The sequence below is a fragment of the Psychrobacillus mangrovi genome (assembly GCF_037104765.1).
In the GTDB taxonomy this organism is placed as follows: Bacteria; Bacillota; Bacilli; order Bacillales_A; family Planococcaceae; genus Psychrobacillus; species Psychrobacillus mangrovi.
In genome coordinates, this window is sequence record NZ_JBAWSY010000002.1 from 418,696 (window position 1) to 434,049 (window position 15,354).

Sequence of the window (15,354 nt, forward strand, 5' to 3'; positions counted from 1 at the left end):
ACCTCTTTTCTTTTTTTCTGAAAGCGCTAACATAAAGAATACATTCTCTATTACTTGTTGAATCCCTTTAATTTTTTCTGAAAATAAGAATTTTCAGAGTGAAACTTTTCAAAGCATGATTCGTATTAATAAATAATGAAAAATGAGGAGGAAATAAACATGAACAATCACGAAATAGATTACAAATTATACGGAGACGATATGCAATTCGTAGAAATTGAACTAGATCCACGCGAAACAGTAGTTGCAGAAGCCGGAAGCTTAATGATGATGGAAGATGGTGTTTCAATGGAAACAATCTTCGGTGACGGCTCCAGCTCTGGTGGCGGCGGTGGACTAATGGGTAAATTAATGGGCGCAGGTAAACGTATGCTTACAGGTGAAAGTTTATTCATGACAACATTTACGAATACAGGTAGCGGAAAGAAACATGTTTACTTTGCCTCTCCATACCCTGGAAAAATTATTCCAATGGATTTAAGCGAACATAGAGGAAAAATAATTTGTCAAAAAGATGCATTTCTTGCAGCAGCAAAAGGCGTTTCTGTAGGGATTGAGTTTCAGCGAAAATTGGGAACGGGATTCTTTGGCGGTGAAGGATTTATCATGCAAAAGTTAGAAGGAGACGGACTTGCATTCATTCATGCAGGCGGAACAATCCATAAAAAAGTTTTACAACCAGGAGAGGTTTTACGAGTAGATACAGGATGTCTAGTAGCAATGACTTCCGACGTTGATTACAATATAGAAATGGTAAAAGGTGTAAAAACAGCTCTATTTGGTGGTGAAGGTTTATTCTTCGCTACCCTTCGTGGACCAGGTACAGTGTGGATTCAATCCTTACCATTTAGCCGTTTAGCAAGCCGTGTGTTTGCAGCAGCTCCACAAACTCCAGGTGGGGGTTCCCCAGGTGAAGGAAGTATTACTGGAGGACTGTTTGACCTATTAGGTGGGAAATAGTATACGTAGGGGGCCTTTTAAAGGCCTCTTTTTTTGTGTAAGAAATAATGCCTGTCCACTTACTTTTGTCGGCAAATTGTTTATTTTCACTCGAACACCCCTTCATATACTATGAATGAGATCAATAATTTGAACATTTCTTATTGTTCTCAAGTTGAAAAAAGGAGGTGTTCAATATGAAAGCTTCTTTAGGTATGTGGGTTGGCTGGGTTGCTATTATCCTTGCAGTGTTAGGGTTCTTTTACTCTCCTATTTGGTTTGGTGGTGCTGCAATAATCTTAGGTCTATTCGGCTTAACTTCCCCACAAAAGTTCCTTGCTTGGAGTGCCATTGTACTTGGAGCAATAGCTATCTTTCTTCCAATGCTCTTTTAGCTAAATGGTAATTTTGTATTTACGGCATGTCCAGGCCAAGTCACCGCACATGCCTTTTTATATATTGAAAAGCGCTAATTGTGCACTTTCGTCCGGATAAAAAAGTTTCTGTCCAGATAGAAATAAATGCATCCGGATAAAAGAAATTTACGTCCGTATAACTTTTTATCTGTCCACATAAAAAGTTTTCTGTCCAAATAGCAGATTTTCATACGGTTTCTTCATACTATAAGCTCCTACTAGTCGGTAAGCCTTAAGATGGCTAAGTTTTATGCCTAGTTAATAGCTATATACCATAAAAAAGCTCGGTAAGTGGTGTTATCACTTACCGAGCTTTTCTCTACTTATTTACTTGCTTTATAGGCATCTAAAAATTCTTTTGCTTTTGCTGGATCTGCTACTAGCTCATTCCCAGTATCAACAAGTGGGCTTACAGTGGAAACTGCTTTCTTTTTGTTACCTTGGTAGTAATTTAAAATTTCATCTTGGTTAATAGAATATAGTATAGCTTTTCTTAAATCTTCGCTATTAGATACTTCTCTATTTTTTGTATTAAACAACAAATACGATACGGCATTGCTGTCACTTTTTTGAAGGGTTAATTTACTGTCGCCTTCCACTAAGTCGTATTTTGTTTCTGGCACGCCGTTGAAGATATGGATTTCCCCATTACGTAATGCTGATAGTGCGCTATCTGGATCTTGAATGAAACGTACAGTTACATTTGAAATTTTAGCTTCATTTTCAGTACCTGTCATATAAGCTGGATTTTTCAAGAAAATAGCTTCGTAATCATTTTTATGTGACAAGATGTACGGTCCGCTTGCATATAACGTATTGTTATATTTGTCACCTTCTGTAACTGTGTTTTGATCTCCATAAGGAATATCTTTATTTACATCAAATGTTGCCACATCATAAGTATTAATGCTTTCTACTTGTTTTTTAGATACGATTCCTGCAGATTGGTGCGCTAAATAGTTTAGTACTTGTGGAAATGGATTTACAGTTGTAATTTTCACCACTTGATATTTACCTGCAGCATTATCTGCTGTATTTTTGTCTTCTACTAATTCTGTAATTTTTGCATCTAAACCTTCTTCAAGAGCTTCTCTTACAGTAACATCACTTCCTGATTGTTTTACATCAAGCTCTGATAAGTCCGTTACTACTTCAATATCTTTCATGCTTTCGTGTAAGCTGTATGTGCGGTGATCTGGTACTGAGTTTTGATCTTTTGCACGGTTTAGAGTAAATACAACATCATCTGCTCCAACGCGTTCCCCAGTGTCAACTGCTTTTTGGTCCGTAATTGCAGCAAAGTTTATATCATCACGAAGAAGGAAGTAATATGATTCATTACCTTCAGCGATTGCGTGATTAAGTGACAAAGAACCATCTGAAACCACTTTATCGTCATCTGTTAAATTAACGAGTCTTACATACATATTTGTATTTAGCGTATTGATAGATCCATCATTACCTTTAATTGGATCTAATGATGTTAGAGTTCCGATTGCTTGTTGCATAATTAATGGTTGTGTTGCTCTTTTTGAAGTGTCTGCAAAATCAATCGTTTCCCATGCAATTGCACGTGATGTTGCAAGTCTTACTGTATCTGCATTTAAGATTTCTTTATTTACACCTTGAGCTTTGAATGAATTATAAAGCGGTGCAATATATGCTTTATCTAGAACTAGACGTTGTTCTAATTGTTTATATGTTTCGGTAAATTCTTCTTCTGTTTCTGTACTTGCTTGATCAATTAATTTATCCACTTCTTCATCAGACATAATACTGTTATCTCCATCTGATTTGAATAGCGAACGAACTGCGTAGTCAGGGTTTCCTGTAACCGTTGTCCAGCTTGATAATGCTAAGTCATAGTTTCCTGCATCTTTTTGTGCAGTAAAGCTACCGTAATCAGGTTGAATATTTAACTTTACATCAAAACCATTTTTAATCAGTTGGTCACGGACGATGTTCATATCCGCTTCACCTGTACTCATACCTAAAAGTTCAATTTCTACCTTACTTTGATCAGTGTTAACGTCTTTATTATCATTTGCTTTATCAGCAACATCTGACTTCGTATTTACACATCCTGCTAACACCAATACAAACGCAATCAGGACGGCCAATATACTCTTCTTCATACTAATTTCCTCCTAAAATATAATTCTTTTTAATCCATTCTTGGATCAAAAGCATCTCGTAACCCATCACCTAAAAAGTTGAAAGATAATACTAGGCCAATAATAGCAAGCCCTGGTATTACAGCAAGATACGAATGTGACTCAAGATAGGTACTTCCTATTTTTAAAATATTTCCCCACTCAGGAATATGTGGTTCCACTCCAAGACCAAGGAAACTCAAACTACTAGTAGCGATGACGGCTCCTCCAATTGTCAAGGTTGCCTTCACAATCATTGGGGCTAGCGAGTTCGGCACGATTTGTTTAAAAATAATAGACAAATCAGACGATCCAAGTGCACGCGCAGAATCGACAAATTCATAGTTCGAAACCATTAGTACGTTAGCTCTCATCGTTCGAGCATAGGTCGGAATTGATCCGACACTTAATGCCAAAATTAAATTCATTGTGTTTGCCCCAAATGCAGCAATAATAGCAATTGCAAGCAGAATCCCAGGAATTGCGTACAAAATATCAAGAATACGCATAATGACATTATCTGCACGTTTCGTGTAATATCCTGCTAAAGCTCCTAGAAAACCCCCAATAATCACTGGAATTATTGTCGAAGCAAATCCAACAATAAGTGATATTCTTGCACCAAAGACAATTCTAGAAAATAAATCTCGTCCAAAGTTATCTGTACCAAATGGATGCTCTAAGCTAGGTTTTTGGAGCAATTCTCCATAATTGTTTTCAACAGCCATATCATAATCAAACGTGAATTTACTGCAAACCGATAATGAAAACATAAGAATAATAAAAAACATTCCTAATATTGCCGTTGAATTGCGAGTAATTTTGTTCCACATCGTATTCCACTTCATAATTCTAGATTGATCATGACTACGGACTTTTATAATTAAACTAATACCTAATAATAAGTTAAATATATTTCCCGTTAGGGAAGTAATTATCAGTAGTATGGCAATAGTCATCATCCAAGATGGTGCTGAGTCATCCTGCACATGTTTCGACACTAGAACCAGTGTTATGACTTGGAATATCATTATTCCTATCAAAATACCCATTGCCGGTAAAAAGGTGTCTGTTACATATGGTTTAAACAAATTGAGAGACGAAATAGCTAGAATAAATATTTGTGTAAACAACATATACACAGCAAATGTGTACTCTGGTGTTTTTTTCTTTTTAATTATGTTAAATGCAAATGAAGCAATAAATATATTTGCACTTAAAATACTAAGAAGTTGAATATAGCCGAGTTTTCTTGTTTTGCTTTGTATCTCACCTGTTTTCAAAAGATCCCTTTTCATTTTCCATGCAAGGAAAAGTTGAAAAACAGTAAATACAAAATAAGCAAGAAATACAGTAAAGACAGCACCCTTCAAGGTTCCCTCTTTAAAGTTAATACTATTTACTAATAAAAAAAGGGTCACGATAAGAGAAAGAATCCATGCAAAGTTTGCTTGTGTATAATCTCGGGATAACTTCAACGCATGCTTTTGATTTGAAATCACCTTTACACCTACTTCTCTTTACAGTTGCTTCATCTTAGATCGAATGCGAGGGTCAAAAAACGCATACAAAATATCGATGAGCACATTTACTAATGATATTGTTATGGCAATATAAATTACCCCACCCATAATGGCTGGTATATCCGGAACGAATTGTTTATCTACAATATAACTTCCTAAACCACTAATATTGAACACTTTCTCGGTTACTGCTGCCCCGCCGAGCATACCTCCAAACAGTAAACCGATTACTGTAATAATAGGAATCATCGCATTTCCAACTGCATGTTTCCAAAGTACCTGTCTTTCGTTTAGCCCCTTGGCTTTTGCTGTAATAATATAATCCTCATTAATGATTTCTAGCATGGCGGATCGTGTCATCCTTGCAACGGATGCCGTCAGACCAGTCCCAAGAACAATCACCGGCATAATGATCGACAACAAATTTTGAGGATTATAAGTAGCAGGTAACCACTGCAATTTTATCGAGAAGTTCAAAATAAATACTAAACCTTGCCAAAAGTTAGGAATAGATAATCCTATTAAAGCAATAAACATGAATGAATAATCTAAAAACGTATTTTGTCTAGTAGCTGAGATAATTCCTACCGGTATTGCAATAACAATCGCCATTAACAATGAAAAAATTGCAATTGTTAAGGTAATTGGAAACTTATTAGCTATACTAGTGGCTACTTCTTCATTTCCAGTAAATGAAGCTCCTAAATCGAACATAGCTATTCCTTTTAGTGCGTCCCATAATTGAGCCAAGTAAGTCTGATCCAATCCATGCATCCGATTGAAAGCGGCTATTTGCTCTTTTGTCGCTGCTTCTCCAAGGAGATTTGCTGCAGGATCAAAAGGAGATAAGTACAGAATAGTAAATACTAGAATGGATACACCCGCTATAACAAATATACTCATAATTAGTCGTTCAAAGATAAACTTAACAAACGGATTGCTATACAAAACTAGCAATAGATACATAAGTATTCCGGGTATAAATGAAACAACTAAAAATGACTTTTGATTGAGTAAACTTTGAAAATAGGAAACATAGGTTAGCTTTTTTAATCCATCTTGTTCATACTGCTCTTCTATCTTTTCAGAGAGTATTTTTGAGTATCTTTCCTCTGTAAGCTTTTCTACTTCTCTTTCCATTTCCTGTTCATTTACTTTTTCACGAAAAAAAGCGTACTTGCGGACATATTGGTCTGTAAATTCTCTTTTCAGCTCTTCTTTAAGACCAGAACTTTTCAAGGAAGCATTCATTTTTTCATAAATAATAGAATATGTATCGTTCTTCTTTTTCAATTGGTAATACAAAAAAGTGATAAAATGTAACGGAAATCCTAAAATTATCAACAAGTATTTAAACGGCACTCTCTTCATCAATTTACCAAAAACGAATGAAAGATGATTAGAAATACCTGGATTGAACGATAGCTCTTTAATTAAACCCAATGAAAATTTACCTCCTTCCCGATATTGTATAAACCCTAGTGGTATAGTATAGTATAGATTCGAACTTTTATTAAGTCAATGGCTTTTAATTAATTACATATATAGAATTAGGTAGGTGTTTATGTTGGAGACGGTCTTAAAAGTAAAAGATCTACATATCTCGTTTCTAACCAGCGACAAAGAATTTGAAGCTGTACGAGGTGTCAGTTTTGAAGTGAATAAAGGGGAAACTTTAGGTATTGTAGGGGAATCTGGTAGTGGAAAAAGTGTAACAGCCCGATCCATCATGAGACTTCTTCCCTCACCCCCTTCCTTGTTGAAAAATGGAGAAATTGAGTTCCTCGGTGAAAACCTGGTGAATAAGCCAGAAAAAGATATGGAAAGTATTCGCGGAAGAGATATTAGTATGATTTTCCAAGATCCTATGACCTCTCTAAATCCTACTATCCGAATTGGAAAGCAAATTGCTGAAAGCCTAATCAAACATCAAAAGTTATCTAAAAAAGAAGCATACAAACAAGCAATTGAACTACTTAACCTTGTAGGCATTAAAAATAGCGAAGAACGTTTTAATCAATATCCGCATGAATTTTCTGGGGGTATGCGTCAACGTGTGATGATCGCTATTGCACTTGCTTGTCGTCCTAATTTACTAATTGCAGATGAACCTACTACAGCGCTTGATGTAACGATTCAAGCACAAATATTAAATTTGATGAAAGATATGCAGACACGTTTTGGAACATCCATTATTTTGATCACCCACGATTTAGGAGTTGTCGCAGGTATGTGTGATCGGGTCGCAGTAATGAAAGATGGGGAAATTGTTGAAACTGGAACAACAGAGGAAATCTTTGAAAATCCTCAACATGCTTATACCAAGAGATTGCTTAATGCCCTTCCTCGTCTGGATCAAAAGAAAAAACCTAAACGCCCCCCTCTTCGCACCATTGGAATAGAAGAAGGAAAACCATTGCTCGATGTTAGATCTCTTAAACAACATTTTAATACTGGAAAAGGCAATGTATTAAAAGCAGTCGATGATATCAGCTTTTTTATAAAACCAGGCGAAACATTAGGCTTAGTAGGAGAATCGGGATCCGGAAAATCTACAACTGGTCGAGCTATATTGCGGCTTCACGAACCTACTGATGGTGATGTACTCTACCAGGGTATAGCCATTAATAGATTAAACAAAAATGAATTGAAAACGATGCGTCGTCATATGCAAATGATTTTTCAAGATCCCTATTCATCATTAAACCCACGCTTTAAAGTCCTTGATATTATAGGGCAAGCACTTGATATCCATCGGTTGAGTAAAAACAATGAGGAAAGAAAAAATAGAATAGAAGAATTGCTCATTATGGTTGGATTAAAACCGGAGCATGCAATGCGATATCCACATGAGTTTTCAGGTGGGCAGCGACAAAGAATTGGAATAGCTCGTGCTCTTGCTGTAGAACCTGATTTTATCGTTTGTGATGAACCATTGTCTGCATTAGATGTTTCTATCCAAGCACAAATAGTTGAGTTACTAGAAGACCTTCAGCATCGTTTAGGACTTACCTATCTCTTTATTGCCCATGATTTGTCGATGGTCAAGCATATTAGTGATAGAGTAGCAGTCATGTATGCTGGAAAAATTGTCGAGTTGGCAGAAAGTGAAGAATTGTATTCTAACCCATTACATCCATACACAAAATCTCTGCTAGAAGCAATTCCCATTCCTGATCCTAAAATTGAAGCAAAGAAAAAGCGGTCATTAATGGAAGGAAATTGGGAAAAAGATAAGTACCAATTGTCACAATCAGAATTAGTAGAAGTCTCCAAAGGGCATTGGGTTGCTATACCAAGAAATTAAGTACATTTTCAGGCAAAAAAAACCGTGGGTTTCCACGGTCTTTAGTTATCTATTCAATATTTGGCCCTTTATTACACCCGGTTTAATAATACTGTTGATTTCCATTTTTTCAGGCGGTCGCTTTCAGCGAGCAGTCGCTAAGCCTTAGGCCAACAGGATGGTGATCATGAAGGCGTTGCCACACGATTTGGCGCTCTTAGCCTTCCTACCTTAACGCTAGCGCAAAGATGAAGTGGACCCAATAAAATTTAGACAAATATTTTAGGTTGCTTTAAGACCTGAGTTCGGTACTCTACCGGACTTAGGTCTTTTATATTCTTTCCTCTATTGTAAATATGAGCCATTAAAAAACCCCCGTAAATGTTGGACTGATGTCTAACATTTACGGGGCAGATCATTTCTAAAATAGTTGGCTGTTTATATTAGATTTTCTTTTTAGCTTCAGTTTCTTTATCGTCTAATTTAAATTCATCTGCTACATCGTCCACGATATCTTTCGTTGAGTTTTTGAATTCTTTTAACGTTTGTCCAACTGCTCTACCTAATTGAGGTAACTTTTTTGGACCGAACACGATTAAAGCAATTATTAAAATAATGATTAAACCTGGTACACCGATATTTGGCATGGTGTTTCCTCCTCATAACTGTCTATATATTAATCATGTGGCTTTACTCAATAGTTGTTTTTCTTAAAAAATATTGGTTGTCTTGTATCAATTACACATTATACTCCTTCGTTTCAATTTGTAAATAAATAGATGCGGAAAATCTCTAGGCGATAAAATATTTAAATTAGACCCTTTAGAAGGAATTGATTTGTACTTGAATAGTATTTTTGATACAAAGCCCGACTTTTTGCATATAAACCTCACTATCCAATTTTCAGAATTAAAAAACTTCGACAAAATGTGACCAAAGTATGAAAAATTATAGTAGAATAAGTATGGTTGTTTTGAATCTATATTTTTAAATAATAATTATAGTTAATACTTTTTATTAACTAGAAAAACAGGAGAGGAGATTCCATTTGTCTCAATACAATTTAGAAGAACTTAAAATCTTAAACCAAGTTCTTTTTGCGTTATTTATCGTCGCAGATTTTGCACTACTTCTTTTTTTAAAAAATAATGCATTTCCCTGGTTTGCATTATTAGGTGCAGGTATTGGTCTAGCTATTATAGTTCTTTGCTGGACTGGCACAAAACATCTGTACTTTATCGCTTCTTTATTGGTTTGTACTATCTTATTCTCATTAGTTTACAACTGGCATACCATTGTTCATTAATTTCTTTTGCTTGTTATTTACCTAATTAAATAAATAAACTCGATTTTCTACTAATTCATACTGGAGGTTATATTATGTCAGAACAGGAAAAAAATGCTCCCCTTTTAGATAAACGTTCTTCTAGACGTACGTTCATTAAAAATTCGGGATTAACAGTTGGTGGGGTTGTTCTAGGTGGTGCACTTGGTAGTCTTTTAACGAAAGAAGAAAAAACGACAACTAACGAAACGCAAGATCACTCGACAGGTACTGCTTCAAATGCAAACGTTGCTTTAATGTACTTTACGCCGGATCAATATCGAATTACGGAAGCAGCAGCAGAAAGAATTTTCCCTGCAGATGAAAACGGTCCTGGAGCGAAAGAATTATTAGTTGCTTATTATATTGACCATCAACTATCAGGTGCTTGGGGTATGGGATCAAAAGAATATACATCAGGTCCTTTCTTCCCCGGTGAAGCTACCCAAGGCTATCAAGGTCGTCAGAATAGACAACAAATTTTTGAAATTGGCTTGAAAGGGATAGAAGATGAAAGTTTAAAAACATATGACAAATCTTTCGTTGAGCTATCAGAAGAAGAACAAGATGCAATATTAACAGAATTTGCTGATGGAAAAGTGGAACTTAAAGGAGTATCTTCTGCTCACTTCTTTGGAGTTTTACGTACTGCAACAATTGAAGGAGCTTATGCTGACCCATTATATGGTGGTAATGCAAATATGGAAGGATGGAAGATGAAAAACTTCCCAGGTCATCAAATGAGCTATTTAGATATCGTTGAAAAAGAATTTACTAAAATTGAACCAATGGCATTAAATTCTCAACACAAACATTAATAATATCGTAACCACATAGAGCTTAACGATTGAGGAGGAAATAATAATGGTAACAAAATTACCTAAAGTAGATGTTGTCACAATAGGTGTTGGCTGGTCTGCTGGTATCATCGCAGCTGAGCTAACAAAACAAGGTAAAAAAGTTGTTGGATTAGAGCGAGGCAAAGATAGAAAAACAGAAGATTATTATATGGCGCATGACGAACTTAGATATGCAGTTCGCCATGAAATGATGCAAGATCTTTCAAAAGAAACGATTACTTTCCGTAACAACGACAAAATGCGTTCTCTTCCGATGCGATCATATGGTTCGTTCTTACTTGGAGTTGGTGTTGGTGGTTCCGGTGCACACTGGAACGGTCAAAACTTCCGTTTTCTACCATACGATTTTGAATTACGCTCTAAAACGATTGAAAAATATGGTGCGGATAAAATACCTGCTGACATGACTATTCAAGACTGGGGTATTACGTATGATGAGATTGAGCCTTATTATGATCAATACGAAAAAATGGCGGGGATTTCTGGTGAGGACAATCCACTAGGTGGTAAACGTTCTAACCCATTCCCTACTCCAGCGATGAAAAAAACAGAAGCGATGCGCTTGTTTGATGAAGCAACAAAACGAATGGGTTATCACCCTTACGTACAACCGTCTGCCAATCTATCAGAAAACTATACAAACCCAGATGGAATTTCTCGAGCAGCTTGTCAGTATTGCGGATTCTGTGAGCGTTTCGGCTGTGAATACGGAGCAAAAGCAGAACCTGGTGTAACTGTACTGCCAGTTGCAAAAGCTACGGGTAACTTTGAAATTCGTCCACATTCTGAAGTACGTCGTATCTTATATTCAAACGGAAAAGCTACTGGAGTTCTTTACACAGATTTAATTACCGGTGAAGAATTCGAGCAATCTGCGGATGTTGTCGTATTATCAGGATATGTATTTACAAACGTTCGTCTTCTTCTATTATCTGGTATTGGAAGACCATATGATCCAAACACAGGTACTGGAGTCATTGGGAAAAACTATGCTTACCAAATTCGTAAAGGTAGTTCAACAGGATACTTCGATGAGCATAAATTCAACAACTTTCTTGGTTCCGGCGGTTTAGGAATGATAATCGATGATTATAATGGAGATAATTTCGACCACTCCGATTTAGATTTTATCCACGGAGGCATGATTATCCTTGGACAAACTGGGCAAAGACCTATCGCAAATAATCAAGTCCCATCAGGCACTAAGTCTTGGGGTAAAGAATTTAAGGATGCTTCTATAAAATATACAAACGCATCCTTAACTGTCAAAGGTGAAGGCGCTTCTATGGCTTATAAACAACATTTCCTTGATCTGGATCCTATTTATAAAGATGCATTTGGGGATCCATTAGTTCGAATTACTTTTGACTTCGAAGAACAAGACCGTCAATTGACGAAATACTTGGCTGATAAGTGTGAAGGAATCCTCAAAGAAATGGGTGCAGATCACATCGATACTAGTAGAGATCTTGGACCATACAATGTGGCTGAATACCAATCTACCCATAATACTGGTGGTGTAATAATGGGTGCAGATCCTGAAACTTCTGCAGTCAACAATTACTCTCAAATGTGGGATGTAGAAAATCTATTTGTAGTAGGGGCATCTTCTTTCCCACAAAACGCTGGATACAATCCAACTGGTACAGTAGGTGCATTATCTTACCGTGCAGCTGAAGGTATTCTTAAGTATATGGAAAAAGGCGGATCACTTATTTAATTAATCATTACATTTCATAGAATTAGACAACAACAAAAAGCTACTCGCTTCTTTATATATCTAACCCAATAAAGTTAGACAAATATTTTAGGCTCCTTTAAAGGACCTGAGTTCGGTACTCTACTGGACTTAGGTCTTTTAACTTTGCCTTCATTCGTTTGTGATTGCAATAGATAGTCTTATAATTCTCAATGACTGCATTGTTTAAACAGTTATCCTTACGTGACATACTCTTTTGACCTGGTGCTGTTCTAATGTTTTTTAATATTGTCACATTGTTTACGACGTCAATCTCTTGTTCTAACATCTCACATCTTGCCCACTAACTTATGGACGTTTCATCACAGTATGAGCAATGATTTCACCAATAAACAAAATCACTACTACCAGCAATTCCAATTCCTAAAATTGAAGCAATGAAAAAAGGTCATTAATGGAGGAAAATTGGAAAAAAGATAGGTATCAATAGGCGCAATCAAAATTAGTAGAAGTCTCCAAAGGGCATTAGGTTTCTATACCGAAAAATTATGTACCTCCTTATGTACTATTTAGGGATTCTATTTTAAAAAGACCTTGTATTAATATACATCGCATGATAAACTAACTTAAATCAATTTTTTGAAAATTTTATATTTTATTTCTTATCAAGAGAGACGGAGGGATTGGCCCGAAGATGTCTCAGCAACCAGCCGAATGAAGGTGTGGTGCTAATTCCAATAGACGTTGATCGTCTTGAAGATAAGAAGACTAACTTCAGTATTTTATTGAGGATTCTCTTCTTATTAGAGAATCCTCTTTTTTATTTTAATAGCAAAGGATGAATAATGATGTCTAAAACGAGTATAGAAACTAAGCTAGTACAATTAGGAAACCAAAGTGATCCAAGGACAGGAGCTGTAAATCCACCAATCTATTTATCTACCGCATACAAGCATGCAGGACTTGGTCAATCAACAGGTTATGACTACACACGTACAAAAAACCCTACAAGAGCTATATTGGAAGAAGGTATTGCAAAACTAGAGGCTGGTGATGCAGGCTTTGCCTGTAGTTCCGGAATGGCAGCAATTCAATTAGTATTATCTTTATTTAAATCGGGAGATGAACTGATTGCCTCAGAGGATCTTTACGGTGGAACTTATCGCTTATTTAACCAATACGCAGATTCCTATAATATCCGCACATCCTATTCAAAGTTTGAATCGGTTGAACAAGTAGAGAACCTCATTACTACAAACACAAAGGCAATCTTTATCGAAACACCTACTAATCCATTAATGCAAGAAATTGACATTCAGCAATATGCGATATTAGCAAAAGAACATCAACTACTATTAATCGTGGATAACACATTCTTAACCCCCTACTTAGAACGACCAATAGAACTTGGTGCGGATATAGTTCTTCATAGTGCAACGAAATATATCGGTGGCCATAACGATGTCCTTGCTGGTCTTGTTGTTTCTAAGGGCACCAAAATAAGCGAAAAATTATTAATAAATCATAATGCAGCAGGTGCAGTTCTTTCTCCATTTGATTCATGGTTATTAATAAGAGGGTTAAAAACACTTCACTTACGAATGAAACAGCATGATGCAAATGCAAAAAAGATTGTGAAATTCTTACAAGAGGAATCGGCAGTAAAGGATGTTTTATATTCTGGGAAAGGCGGAATGCTTTCTTTTCGCTTACAAAAAAGTGAATGGGTTAATCCATTTCTTCAAAATCTTCAATTAATCGTTTTTGCAGAAAGCCTTGGAGGAGTTGAAAGTTTTATCACCTATCCAGCTACTCAAACACACGCGGAAATTCCAGAAGAAGAACGTACAGCACGCGGTGTCGATAATAGCCTATTGCGCTTCTCTGTTGGTATTGAAGAAGCAGAGGATATAATTGACGACTTAAAACAAGTTTTTGCAGTATTGGAAAGTGAGGTGTCCGTAAAATGAGTGTCTATAAAGAGTCGTTAGAAACAAGTATTGTCGTGGCATCAACTCGTGAGTATTCCGAGCGAAAAACTGGTGTTGTCAATGTACCGATTTACCTTTCCTCTACCTTCCATCAAGAAAGCTTTGATGAATTTGGGCCCTACGATTATAGCCGTTCTGGAAACCCAACGAGAGATGCTTTAGAAAAAACGATTGCAGAACTAGAAGGTGGCACTCGAGGATTGGCCTTCGCCTCTGGAATCGCTGCAATCTCTTCCGCATTCATGCTCCTATCCGCAGGCGATCATATTGTTATTACTGAAGATGTGTATGGAGGGACATTTCGTTTTGTAACCGAGGTTTTGCCTCGTCTTGGAATTGAGCATACATTTGTCGATTTCACTAATTTAGAAGCCGTAGCTTCTGCAATTAGATCAAATACAAAATTGATTTATATCGAAACACCTTCCAATCCATGTTTAGGAATTACTGATATTGCTGGTATCGTGGAGCTAGCTAAAGACAACAATTGCCTAACCTTTTTAGACAATACATTTATGACACCACTATACCAACGTCCACTTGACCTTGGTATAGATGTAGTATTACATAGCGCTACTAAATTTTTATCAGGACACAGTGATATAATTGCAGGTCTTGCTGTTACAAAAGATGAGGAACTAGGAAAACGATTAGCATTCCTACAAAATTCGTTTGGTGCGATTTTAGGTGCCCAGGATTCATTTTCACTTATTCAAGGAATTAAAACATTGAGTGTCCGATTTGAAAAATCAGCAGATTCTGCTCAACAAATTGCAAACTATTTAACGAATCATTCATTAGTAGAAGAAGTGTATTATCCAGGTCTATCAACGCATCCTGGATTTGAAATTCATGCACAGCAAGCAACAAGTCCTGGGGCTGTCCTCTCGTTCCGTTTACCTACTAAGGCAATTGCAAAAGCATTCGTGGAAAGCCTTCAAATTCCTGTTTTTGCTGTAAGCCTTGGCGGAGTGGAATCCATTCTATCCCACCCTGCACAGATGTCTCATGCCGCAATGCCGATAGATGAACGGGAAAAACGAGGAATTACAGATGGATTGCTTCGATTCTCGGTCGGAATAGAAAATGTAAATGATTTAATAGCAGACTTCGATCAAGCGCTTCAAGTAGCTGCAAAACAAAAAGAGAAAGTTGGAATTTAA

Annotated in this window: 12 protein-coding genes, 1 pseudogene and 1 riboswitch; of the genes and pseudogenes, 8 read left to right on the forward strand and 5 right to left on the reverse strand. The window is 36.5% G+C overall.

The features are described 5' to 3' along the window. Positions 1-159 precede the first annotated feature (159 nt). Entirely contained in the window at positions 160-960 is an 801-nt protein-coding gene (locus WAX74_RS05090; protein ID WP_336496580.1) for a TIGR00266 family protein, read from the forward strand. A 176-nt stretch (positions 961-1,136) separates the two neighbouring features. Beyond that, positions 1,137-1,334: a hypothetical protein gene (locus WAX74_RS05095; protein ID WP_336496581.1), complete on the forward strand. Its 198-nt coding sequence runs from the start codon at positions 1,137-1,139 to the stop codon at positions 1,332-1,334. Between the two features lie 344 nt (positions 1,335-1,678). On the opposite strand, the gene WAX74_RS05100 is transcribed toward WAX74_RS05095, so the two are convergent. From WAX74_RS05100 to WAX74_RS05110, 3 genes are read right to left on the reverse strand one after another with little or no spacing between them, the layout of a single operon-like run. Then, complete coding sequence (locus tag WAX74_RS05100; RefSeq protein WP_336496582.1) at positions 1,679-3,490, reverse strand: ABC transporter substrate-binding protein; 1,812 nt, start codon at positions 3,488-3,490, stop codon at positions 1,679-1,681. Positions 3,491-3,519: 29 nt separating this feature from the next. Next, the gene (locus tag WAX74_RS05105; RefSeq protein WP_336496583.1) at positions 3,520-5,010 is read right to left on the reverse strand and encodes an ABC transporter permease; all 1,491 of its coding nucleotides are present in this window, start codon (positions 5,008-5,010) and stop codon (positions 3,520-3,522) included. Between the two features lie 18 nt (positions 5,011-5,028). Continuing rightward, positions 5,029-6,474: an ABC transporter permease gene (locus WAX74_RS05110; protein ID WP_336496584.1), complete on the reverse strand. Its 1,446-nt coding sequence runs from the start codon at positions 6,472-6,474 to the stop codon at positions 5,029-5,031. A 121-nt stretch (positions 6,475-6,595) separates the two neighbouring features. On the opposite strand from WAX74_RS05110, the gene WAX74_RS05115 reads away from it, so the two are divergent. Beyond that, positions 6,596-8,338 (forward strand): ABC transporter ATP-binding protein, encoded by a 1,743-nt coding sequence (locus WAX74_RS05115; RefSeq protein WP_336496585.1) that lies wholly within the window; start codon positions 6,596-6,598, stop codon positions 8,336-8,338. Between the two features lie 422 nt (positions 8,339-8,760). Here WAX74_RS05115 and tatA read toward each other — a convergent pair whose 3' ends face one another. Continuing rightward, positions 8,761-8,964: a twin-arginine translocase TatA/TatE family subunit gene (gene tatA / locus WAX74_RS05120; RefSeq protein WP_336496586.1), complete on the reverse strand. Its 204-nt coding sequence runs from the start codon at positions 8,962-8,964 to the stop codon at positions 8,761-8,763. A gap of 401 nt (positions 8,965-9,365) precedes the next feature. On the opposite strand from tatA, the gene WAX74_RS05125 reads away from it, so the two are divergent. The 3 genes from WAX74_RS05125 (at position 9,366) to WAX74_RS05135 (ending at position 12,221) form a co-directional block, all read left to right on the forward strand. Next, entirely contained in the window at positions 9,366-9,623 is a 258-nt protein-coding gene (locus tag WAX74_RS05125; protein WP_336496587.1) for a hypothetical protein, read from the forward strand. A gap of 74 nt (positions 9,624-9,697) precedes the next feature. Next, positions 9,698-10,459, forward strand: coding sequence for a gluconate 2-dehydrogenase subunit 3 family protein (locus tag WAX74_RS05130; RefSeq protein ID WP_336496588.1), 762 nt, complete (start codon positions 9,698-9,700; stop codon positions 10,457-10,459). Positions 10,460-10,505: 46 nt separating this feature from the next. Next, positions 10,506-12,221, forward strand: a complete 1,716-nt coding sequence (locus tag WAX74_RS05135; protein WP_336496589.1) for a GMC family oxidoreductase — start codon at positions 10,506-10,508, stop codon at positions 12,219-12,221. A 97-nt stretch (positions 12,222-12,318) separates the two neighbouring features. On the opposite strand, the pseudogene WAX74_RS05140 reads toward WAX74_RS05135, so the two are convergent. Then, a pseudogene (locus WAX74_RS05140) lies at positions 12,319-12,456 on the reverse strand (IS3 family transposase); the annotation flags it as partial. A gap of 403 nt (positions 12,457-12,859) precedes the next feature. Next, a riboswitch (SAM riboswitch) is annotated at positions 12,860-12,966 on the forward strand. A gap of 82 nt (positions 12,967-13,048) precedes the next feature. Between WAX74_RS05140 and WAX74_RS05145 the strand changes: the two are divergent. Next, complete coding sequence (locus WAX74_RS05145; protein WP_336496738.1) at positions 13,049-14,170, forward strand: methionine biosynthesis PLP-dependent protein; 1,122 nt, start codon at positions 13,049-13,051, stop codon at positions 14,168-14,170. Next, positions 14,167-15,354, forward strand: coding sequence for a cystathionine beta-lyase (gene metC, locus WAX74_RS05150; protein WP_336496590.1), 1,188 nt, complete (start codon positions 14,167-14,169; stop codon positions 15,352-15,354). The genes WAX74_RS05145 and metC overlap by 4 nt, the downstream gene beginning before the upstream one ends.

Excerpts from the sequence above, each read along its gene's own strand:
- WAX74_RS05115 (WP_336496585.1), top strand. The coding sequence starts at position 6,596 with ATGTTGGAGACGGTCTTAAAAGTAAAAGATCTACATATCTCGTTTCTA.
- WAX74_RS05135 (WP_336496589.1), top strand. The coding sequence starts at position 10,506 with ATGGTAACAAAATTACCTAAAGTAGATGTTGTCACAATAGGTGTTGGC.
- WAX74_RS05090 (WP_336496580.1), top strand. The coding sequence starts at position 160 with ATGAACAATCACGAAATAGATTACAAATTATACGGAGACGATATGCAA.
- WAX74_RS05145 (WP_336496738.1), top strand. The coding sequence starts at position 13,049 with ATGTCTAAAACGAGTATAGAAACTAAGCTAGTACAATTAGGAAACCAA.
- WAX74_RS05130 (WP_336496588.1), top strand. The coding sequence starts at position 9,698 with ATGTCAGAACAGGAAAAAAATGCTCCCCTTTTAGATAAACGTTCTTCT.
- tatA (WP_336496586.1), bottom strand. The coding sequence starts at position 8,964 with ATGCCAAATATCGGTGTACCAGGTTTAATCATTATTTTAATAATTGCT.
- WAX74_RS05095 (WP_336496581.1), top strand. The coding sequence starts at position 1,137 with ATGAAAGCTTCTTTAGGTATGTGGGTTGGCTGGGTTGCTATTATCCTT.
- WAX74_RS05100 (WP_336496582.1), bottom strand. The coding sequence starts at position 3,490 with ATGAAGAAGAGTATATTGGCCGTCCTGATTGCGTTTGTATTGGTGTTA.
- metC (WP_336496590.1), top strand. The coding sequence starts at position 14,167 with ATGAGTGTCTATAAAGAGTCGTTAGAAACAAGTATTGTCGTGGCATCA.